The organism is Kitasatospora sp. NPDC059571 (genome assembly GCF_042735675.1).
Taxonomy (GTDB): Bacteria; Actinomycetota; Actinomycetes; order Streptomycetales; family Streptomycetaceae; genus Kitasatospora.
This window is the reverse complement of record NZ_JBHWBW010000352.1, coordinates 1-8,423: the sequence shown is the minus strand read 5'-3', so window position 1 is coordinate 8,423 and position 8,423 is coordinate 1. Positions and strand designations below refer to the sequence as shown.

The window sequence follows — 8,423 nt, the reverse complement described above, 5'->3', positions numbered from 1 at the left end:
AACGTCACCGATCCGCTCACCGCCGACCTGGGGGTGGCCCTCGCCAAGGAGTTCCCGCCCGAGCCCACCCAGTAGCCGGCGCGGACCCGTGCCGGCGTCCGCGCCGGCGCGGAGCCAGGGGCCCCCGGAAACTCCGCCGGGGGCCCCTGGCGTTCGTGAGATCCTGGGAGGCGGACCATGCCATCGAGCCGGAAGTACGACGTGACTGCCACTGACCGTAGCCAGGAACTCATCGATGTCGCCGCGCAGGCGGCGGCGGAGAAGCTGGCGCACGACATCATCGCCTTCGACGTGAGCGACGTGCTGTCGATCACCGACGCGTTCCTCATCGCGTCCGCGGCCAACGACCGCCAGGTGCGGGCGATCGCCGAGGAGATCGAGGACCAGCTGCGCGAGCAGCTGGACATCAAGCCGGTGCGCCGCGAGGGCGAGCGCGAGGGCCGCTGGATCCTGCTGGACTACCTCGACATCGTCGTGCACGTCCAGCACTCCGAGGAGCGCTCCTTCTACTCGCTCGACCGGCTCTGGAAGGACTGCCCCGAGCTGCCGCTGCCGGCCGACGCGCTGGCCACCCGTAACCGCCCCGAGGGCGCCGTCACCGACGCCGCGGGCAACGCGACCGCCGGGGGCGAGAGCTGAGCCGCGCCGCGCGGGGGCCGCGCATCGTCTTCTGGCGGCACGGCCAGACGTCCTGGAACCTCGAGTCGCGGTTCCAGGGGACGACCGACATCCCGCTCACCGACCAGGGCGTCTTCCAGGCGCAGCGGGCGGCGCGGCTGCTGTCGGGCCTGCGCCCCGACCTGCTGGTCTCCTCCGACCTCCAGCGGGCCGCCCGCACGGCGGCCGAGCTGGCCAAGGTGACCGGCCTGCAGGTGCACCACCACGAGGGCCTGCGGGAGACGTATGCGGGCGAGTGGCAGGGCCTGACCAATGCCGAGATCCGCGCCCGCTACCCGGAGCAGTTCGAGGCCTGGGCGCGGGGCGAGCCGGTCCGCCGCGGCGGTGGCGAGCTCGCCACCGAGGTGGCGGACCGCGCGGTGCCGGTGGTGCTGGACGCGGCGGAGAAGCTGCCCGAGGACGGCACCCTGGTGGTGGTCAGCCACGGCGGCACCATCCGGACGATGATCGGCCGGCTGCTGGAGCTCGACCCGGTGCTCTGGGAGCGCTTCGGCGGACTGTCGAACTGCTGCTGGTCGGTGCTGGGGCAGGGCGTGCGCGGCTGGCGCCTGCTGGAGCACAACGCGGGCACGCTGCCGCAGCCGGTCATCGGCGACGAGACGTGATCGCGCCCCGGCAGGCGATTTCGCAGTTCCGGGCCTGACCGGCTAGAGTCTTCCTCGTTCGCAGCGAGGAGCGCGGGGCCGGAAACGGCAGGCGGGATTCCTGGGACTGCGGGGCTATAGCTCAGTTGGTAGAGCGCTTGCATGGCATGCAAGAGGTCTGGGGTTCGATTCCCCATAGCTCCACTCCGCACCGGTGGCCGTGAGGCGCCAGGTTCGCGGGGCTATAGCTCAGTTGGTAGAGCGCTTGCATGGCATGCAAGAGGTCTGGGGTTCGATTCCCCATAGCTCCACAGCAGTTCGGAGGCCGTCGCCCGGTTCGGGCGGCGGCCTCCGTCGTTCAGCCGTGGTCGCACCGGTCGGGCCGGCTCTCCGGGTGCGCGACCAGCCACTCCATCCGCTCGCGGTCCTGCGGTTGTTCGGGCGTGTAGACCACCAGGTGCACCTCCGGAGTGGCGGGCAGCGCCAGGCGCGACGCGCGGAAGCGCATCACCCCCACCGCCCGGTGCCGGAACACCTTGCGCGAACCGCTCGGCGGTGCCACCTCCTGGCGCTCCCACAGCGTGCGGAACGCGGGGCTGGCCGCCGACAGCTCCCGGACGTACTCCTCCCAGACCGGCTCGCCCACGTGCCGTCCGTAGGCGGCCCGCAGCACCCCCACCATCCGCGGGAACTCCTCGTCCCGGTTGAGGAACGGGTTGCAGCAGTCCGGCACGGTGAAGGCGCACCACACGCTGTTGCGCCGGCCGCCCGGCGCGGACGGCCGGGTCGCGCCCGGGAACAGCGCCTCGTACGCCGCGTTGTAGCGCAGCAGGTCGTAGCGGGAGTTGCAGACCACGGCCGGCAGCGGGCCCAGCTGGTCGAGGATCACCTGGATCGCCGGGTCGAGGACCGGGCAGTCCTCCTCCGGGGCCGTCCCGGGCGACACCCCGGCGAGCCGGAACAGGTGCTCGCGCTCCGCGCCGTCCAGCCGCAGCGTCCGCCCCACCGCCCCCAGCACCTGGGCGCTGGCGTTGATCGGCCGGCCCTGCTCCAGCCACGTGTACCAGGTGACGCCGACCCCGGCGAGCTGCGCGACCTCCTCGCGCCGCAGGCCCGGGGTGCGCCGGCGCAGGCCGGGCGGCAGGCCGACGTCCTCCGGGCGGACCCGGGCCCGGCAGGCCCGCAGGAACTTGGCGAGCTCGTCGCGGCGCGGGTCGCGGCGGCCGCCCGCGGCGGCGGTGGTCCGGTCGTCCAGCACGGTCATCCGACCATCGTGGCCGATCGCCGCGGGCCCTGACAGGTGCTCTCGGTACCAGGATCCGCAGGCTCTAACCACCGGTACCGCGGCCCGCCCACGATGGCGGCATGACGGACCTTCGGACCAGACCCGCCCGCGTTGCCACGCCGCCGGCCGCCGGCCGCACCGGACCCCTGCTCGCGCTCGTGCTCGCCGGCCAGTTCATGGCCGTGCTGGACGTCTCCATCGTCAACGTGGCCGTCCCGACCATCCGCACCGACCTGCACGCCTCCGGCGCCGGCCTCCAACTGGTCATCGCCGGCTACACCATCGCCTACGCGGTCCTGCTCATCACCGGCGCCAGGCTCGGCGCCCGGTTCGGCCACCGCCGGATGTTCCGGCTGGGCCTGGCGGCCTTCACGGCGGCCTCGCTGGCCTGCGGGCTGGCGCCCGGCACCGGCTGGCTGATCGGCTTCCGGATCGGCCAGGGCGTCGGGGCGGCGCTGATGGTGCCGCAGGTGATGAGCCTGATCCAGCGCACCCTGACCGGGCCGGCCCGGCTCCGGGCGCTCGGGCTGTACTCGGCGGTGCTGGCCGGCGGCATGGCGGTGGGCCAGCTGCTGGGTGGGCTGCTGGTCAGCGCGGACCTGTTCGGCACCGGCTGGCGGCCGGTCTTCCTGGTCAACGTGCCGATCGGACTGGCCCTGCTGGCCGTGGCCGGGCGCCTGCTGCCCGACCTGCCGGGGGACGCCGAGCGGCGCTTCGACCTTCCGGGCCTGGTGCTGCTGGCGGCCGCCCTCGGGCTGCTGGTGGTCCCGCTGGTGCTCGGCCGCGAGCTGCACTGGCCCGCCTGGTGCCGGCTGATGCTCGTCGGCAGCGTCCTGCTGTCCGGGCTGTTCGCGGCCGTCGAACGGCGGATCGCGCGCCGCGGCGGGCAGCCGCTGATCGCCGGGCGGGTGCTGCGCGCGCCCGGGCTGCTGCCGGCCGCCGGTGCGATCTTCCTGATCATGGCGGGGTTCGCCGGCTTCATGTTCGCCTTCGCGCTGCACCAGCAGGCGGGGCTGGGCCACAGCGCCCTGCTCGCCGGCCTGCTGTCCGGCCCGGTGGCGGTGGCGTTCGGCGCGGCCAGTCTGCACTGGCAGCGGCTGCCCCGCCGCCTGCACCGGCAGCTGCCGGTGCAGGCGCTGCTGCTGGTCGCGCCCGGCTACGTCCTGGTCGGCTGGCTGCTGCACCGCGGCGGTCCGGTCGGCCCGGCGGCGGAGGCGGTGCTGACCGTGCTGGGGCTGGCCGCCGGGTGCGCGTACAGCCCGCTGTTCGGGCGGGCGCTCGGCCGGGTCGACCCGGCGGACGCCGCCGACGCCAGCGGGGTGATGGTGACGGTCGTCCAGCTCGGCCAGGTGGTCGGGGTGGCCCTGATCGGCACCGTCTTCCTCGGCCAGGTCGACTACCCGGCGACGGCGCACGCCTCGGGACACGCCCTGCTGGTCACGGTCGCCGTCATCGGCGCCGGCGTGGCCCTGGCCTCGGCGTTCGCGCACCGGACCCGGCAGACGGCCCCCTGACCGACGGACCGGCGGGGGCCGCCGGGGCCCTGCGGGCCGTGTGCGCACGGCCCGCGGCAAGAAGCGGACCGGCACGTTCCGTAAAGCTTTCCCCAAGAGCCTGCCGAGTTGCCCGGATCTGGGCCGTTTCCGCAGATCGGACCCGCCTCCCGCGCGCCGGGACGGCCCTACGATCACCGCCATGAGCAGCACCTCCCGCGCCTCGGCCGTGGTCTTCGACCCGGCGGCGGCGATCCCGGAACTCGCCGCCGTCCGGCAGGCCGCCGAACGCGGCGACTGGCCGGCGGTCGGCGCGCTGTTCGCCGGCTGCGCCGAGGAGGAGGGCCGGATGGTGCTCGCCGACGAGGTCGCCGGGACCGCGGGCGCGGAGCACCTGCTGGCCCGTGTCCTCGAGGTGCGCCCGAACGACCCGCTCGCCACCGCGCTGCTGGCCGACCGGCACATCCACCTCGGCTGGGACGCCCGTACCTCCCGGCGGGCCCAGGACGTCACCGCGGAGGGCTGGCAGGGCTTCCGCCACCACCTCAACCGGGCCGAGCAGCTGCTCATCGGCGCTGTCGCCCGCGACCGCGGCCACGCCATGGCCTGGTCGCTGCGGATCACCGTCGCGATGGGCCTCTCGCTCGGCCAGAGCGAGGCCCGCCGCCGGCAGCGCTGCCTCTCGCTGGCCTCCCCGCACCACTACGACGGGCAGCGCCGGCTCCTCCAGCAGCTGCTGCCCAAGTGGGGTGGCAGCTGGGACGCCGCGCACGCCTTCGTCCACGAGAGCGTCCGGGCCGCACCGCCCGGCAGCATCTGCGGCGCTCTGGTCGCCCGCTACCACGTGGAGCGGCTGGAGGAGCTCGGCCGCCAGGACCGCCTCGCGTACGCGGCCCGCCCCGACGTGCGCCACGAGCTCGCCGGGGCCGCCGCGGCCTCCGTGCTGCACCCGGCCTGCCGGGTCCGGTACGGCCTGATCACCGCGCACAGCATGTTCGCGCTGCTCGCCTCGCTGGCGGGCGACCCGGCGGCGGCCGCACTGCACTTCCGTGCGATGGGGCCGTACGGCAGCACCTACCCGTGGGGCATCCTCGGCGGGCAGCCGGAGGAGACGTTCGCGGAGCACCGCGCCCGCGCACTGGGGAGGGGCTGAGCCGTGATCCACCACTTCCAGGTCGACGGCGTCCCCGCGCTGTTCGTCCCGCGGCCCGGCCGGCTCTCGGCGGGCCTGGTCTTCCGGGTCGGCCGGGCCGACGAGACGCTCGCCCGCACCGGCATCACGCACCTCGTCGAACACCTCGCGCTGCACCGCAGCGGCGTCCAGGTGCACCGTTTCAACGGCGCGACCGGCCTGCTGCACACCCACTTCCACCTGGAGGGCACCGAGCACGACGTCCGGTCGTTCCTGACCGGAGTCTGCGAGTCGCTGGCGGCCCTGCCGATGCAGCGGCTGGAGACCGAGAAGGCGATCCTGCGCACCGAGGAGGCCGGCCGCGGCACCGGACCCGGCGAGGCGATGGGCCTGTGGCGGTACGGCGCCCAGGGCCACGGCCTGGTCAGCTACCCCGAGTGGGGGGTGGCCGGCCTCGACCCGTACACCGTGCAGCAGTGGGCCGACACCTGGTTCACCCGGGAGAACGCCGCCCTGTGGATCTCCGGCGAGCAGGTACCCGCGGACCTGCGCCTCCCGCTCCGTCCGGGGCGCCGGATGCCGCTGCCCGCGCCGACCTCGGCGCTGCCCGAGACCCCCGCGTACTTCCCCGCCGGGCAGGGCCAGATCCTGTTCGACACGGTGCTCCCGCGCACCGCGGCGGCCGAGCTGTACACCGCCTGCCTGGACCGCGAGCTCTTCCAGGACCTCCGGCAGGAGGGCGGCTACTCCTACACCGCCGCGGCCGACCACGGCCACCGCGGTGACGGGATGCTCACGGTCACCGCGCTGGCCGACGCGCTGCCCGAGCAGCAGGCCGCCGCCCTCGGCGGCTTCGTCGACGTGCTCGCCCGGCTGGCCGCCGTGGGGCCCACCCCGAGCGAGCTCGAAGCGCTGCGCAAGCGCGCCGACGAGTCCCTCACCGAGCCGGCCGCCGACGCCGGCCGGCTCCCGGGCTGCGCCGCCGACCTGCTCAGCGGCCTGCCCGTGCGCAGCGCCGACGACCTGCGCGCCGAGCTGTGGTCGGTGACCCCGGCCGATGTCCACGCCCTCGCCCAACAGGCGCTGGCCGGCGGCCTGTTGCGCGTCCCGTCCGGGCGCAGGGCGGACTGGGCCGGGTACCGCGAGGCGCCGACCTCCTCGGCGTCCGCGGTGGACGGCACCCGGTACCGCGCGGCGGCGGGCGACGGCCCCACCCTGGTGGCCGGCCCCGCGGGCGTCAGCCTGGTCGACGGCGGGCAGACGGCCACCGTCCGCTTCGACGCCTGCGCCGCGATGCTCGCCTGGCCGGACGGCGGCCGCCGGCTGATCGGCACCGACGGCATCTGCGTCCAGATCGACCCCGGCTGCTTCCAGCTGGACGGGCGCGTCCTCGCGGCGGTCGACGCGGCGGTGCCGCCGCCGGCCGTGGTGTGGATGCCGCCCCGGTCGGCGCCGGCCGAGGGCCGTCCCGGACCGTCCGGCCGGGCGGCCCGGCGCACCGCGGAGCCGGCCGTCCGGCCGAGCCTCTGGCAGCGTATCGCGACCGTCCTGATCGCCACGGCGGCCGCCGGCTGGGGCCTGATCGTCCTGCTCACGGTCCTGGGATTGGCGGTCTCCGGAGTGGCGGACTGGCTCGAATGGGCCGTCGTCGTCGTCATGGCGGGCTTCGAGGCGATGCTCGTCCGGTCCGCCGCCCGGCGCATCAAGCGGTGGCGGGCGGCCGGCCGGAACTGATTAGGGGAGCACCCCGGCGACCGTGTAAAGTAGTCGATGTCGCCGGGGGAGACCGCCGGGGGCGCAGCAAGGGGCTATAGCTCAGTTGGTAGAGCGCTTGCATGGCATGCAAGAGGTCTGGGGTTCAATTCCCCATAGCTCCACAGGATGTGACAGGCCGTCCCCGTTCCGCGGGGGCGGCCTTCCGCGTTCCCGCGGCCGCCCTACCACCGGGCGGGGCGCGCCCGCTACGGTCGTAGGCATGGCCGATCTGGTGCGCAAGCGCAACGAGGAGCTCGCCCGGATACTCCACCAGCTCGGGTGGAGCCCCGAACGGCTCGCCCGCGAGGTGAACGCCGTCCTCCCGCCCGGCCTCGCCATCAGCTCCACCGCCCCTTACAAGTGGCGCGACCGCGGCATGGTGCCCCGCGCCCCGCACGACCAGGCCGTCTGCGAGGTGCTCGGCCGGACCGTCGGCATCGCCGTCACCTACGAGCAGCTCTGGGGGCGGATGGGCAGCGGGCGCGGTGCCAAGATGCTCTCGCCGCGGCTGCTCACCGACCCGTGGACGGCCGACACCGCGCAGACCGCCCTGCGCGAGGCCTGCGCGGACGCCCCGCCCGTCCGCCTCACCGACCTCTTCCGCGGTGACGAACTCGAACAGGCCGCCCGGCACTGGGCGTCCCCGCCGCCCGCGGTCACCGGCGGCGCCGGCGCCCTGCGCATCGCCCCCGAGCAGCTCGCCGACCTCCGGCTCTCCTACGAGAGCAAGCAGCGCCTGGAACGGGCTTACGGCGGCGGCCTGATCCTCGACCCCGCCCGGGCCGAACTCGCCCTGGTCGGCAAGCTGCTGGAGCTCGGCGGCTACGACGAGGCGCTGGGCCGCGAACTCTACGGCGCGGCCGGCCGGCTCGCCCGCCTGGTCGGCCGGGCCACCTACGACATGGGCAACGACGCCGCGGCCCAGCGGGCGTTCGTCGCCGCGCTGCGCGCCGCCCACGTCTCCGGCGACCCCCGCCTGGGGGTGAGCGTGGTCGGCTGCCTGGCCGTCCAGGCGACCGACAACTCGGGCGGCCGCGGCCTCGACCCGGTGGCGATGCTCTCGACCGCGCTGCGCGCCGCCGACGAGGTGCTGACCCCGCGTGAGCGGGCCCTCCAGCTGGGCCGGATCGCCCGGGCGCACGGCCGCAAGGGCGAGCAGTTCAGCGCCGAGGCGGTCGCCGAGCGGGCGTTCCAGGCCCTGGCCGGGGAGGAGGACGCCGAGCACGAGCACGCCGACCTGGCGGGCCTGGTGGGGGAGGCGTACCTCTTCCTCGGCGACTACGAGCGGGCCAGGCGGCTGCTCACCGAGGCGGTCGGGGCACTCCCGGTCGGACGCGCCCGCGGCCGCGCGCTGCTGATGGTCCGGCTCGCCGAGGCGCACCGCTGCACCGGCGAGGCCGAGGAGGCCGCCCGGATCGCCGACGAGGCGCGCCGGCTCGCCGCCGGCATGCAGTCCGCCCGGGTGGCCCGGGCGCTCCGCGCGTTCGACGCGGCGG

Annotated in this window: 7 protein-coding genes and 3 tRNA genes; 9 read left to right on the top strand and 1 reads right to left on the bottom strand. The window is 75.4% G+C overall.

Translation table 11 applies throughout. The features are described 5' to 3' along the window. Positions 1–201: 201 nt before the first annotated feature. From rsfS to ACFV0G_RS29110, 4 genes are all read left to right on the top strand, one after another. On the top strand, positions 202–639 hold the full coding sequence (gene rsfS, locus ACFV0G_RS29125; protein ID WP_380554425.1) for a ribosome silencing factor: 438 nt from the start codon (positions 202–204) through the stop codon (positions 637–639). Further along, on the top strand, positions 636–1,283 hold the full coding sequence (locus ACFV0G_RS29120) for a histidine phosphatase family protein (RefSeq protein ID WP_380554428.1): 648 nt from the start codon (positions 636–638) through the stop codon (positions 1,281–1,283). Before rsfS ends, ACFV0G_RS29120 begins: the two co-directional genes overlap by 4 nt. Before the next feature lie 110 nt (positions 1,284–1,393). Further along, positions 1,394–1,466 (top strand) — tRNA-Ala (locus tag ACFV0G_RS29115). Between the two features lie 34 nt (positions 1,467–1,500). Next, positions 1,501–1,573: transfer RNA gene (locus tag ACFV0G_RS29110), tRNA-Ala, on the top strand. Positions 1,574–1,620: 47 nt separating this feature from the next. Here the strand turns inward: ACFV0G_RS29110 and ACFV0G_RS29105 are convergent. Then, on the bottom strand, positions 1,621–2,526 hold the full coding sequence (locus tag ACFV0G_RS29105) for a helix-turn-helix transcriptional regulator (RefSeq protein WP_380554422.1): 906 nt from the start codon (positions 2,524–2,526) through the stop codon (positions 1,621–1,623). Positions 2,527–2,627: 101 nt separating this feature from the next. Between ACFV0G_RS29105 and ACFV0G_RS29100 the strand changes: the two genes are divergently transcribed. From ACFV0G_RS29100 to ACFV0G_RS29080, 5 genes are all read left to right on the top strand, one after another. Next, positions 2,628–4,061 carry an MFS transporter gene (locus tag ACFV0G_RS29100; RefSeq protein ID WP_380554419.1) on the top strand — a complete coding sequence of 478 codons (1,434 nt, stop codon included), beginning with the start codon at positions 2,628–2,630 and terminating at the stop codon, positions 4,059–4,061. A 181-nt stretch (positions 4,062–4,242) separates the two neighbouring features. Further along, positions 4,243–5,193: a hypothetical protein gene (locus tag ACFV0G_RS29095; RefSeq protein WP_380554416.1), complete on the top strand. Its 951-nt coding sequence runs from the start codon at positions 4,243–4,245 to the stop codon at positions 5,191–5,193. 3 nt (positions 5,194–5,196) lie between these two features. Continuing rightward, positions 5,197–6,906: an insulinase family protein gene (locus ACFV0G_RS29090; RefSeq protein WP_380554413.1), complete on the top strand. Its 1,710-nt coding sequence runs from the start codon at positions 5,197–5,199 to the stop codon at positions 6,904–6,906. Between the two features lie 70 nt (positions 6,907–6,976). Beyond that, positions 6,977–7,049, top strand: a tRNA-Ala gene (locus ACFV0G_RS29085). Positions 7,050–7,147: 98 nt separating this feature from the next. Beyond that, on the top strand, positions 7,148–8,423 hold a 1,276-nt coding region (locus ACFV0G_RS29080; protein ID WP_380554410.1), incomplete at its 3' end, for a hypothetical protein.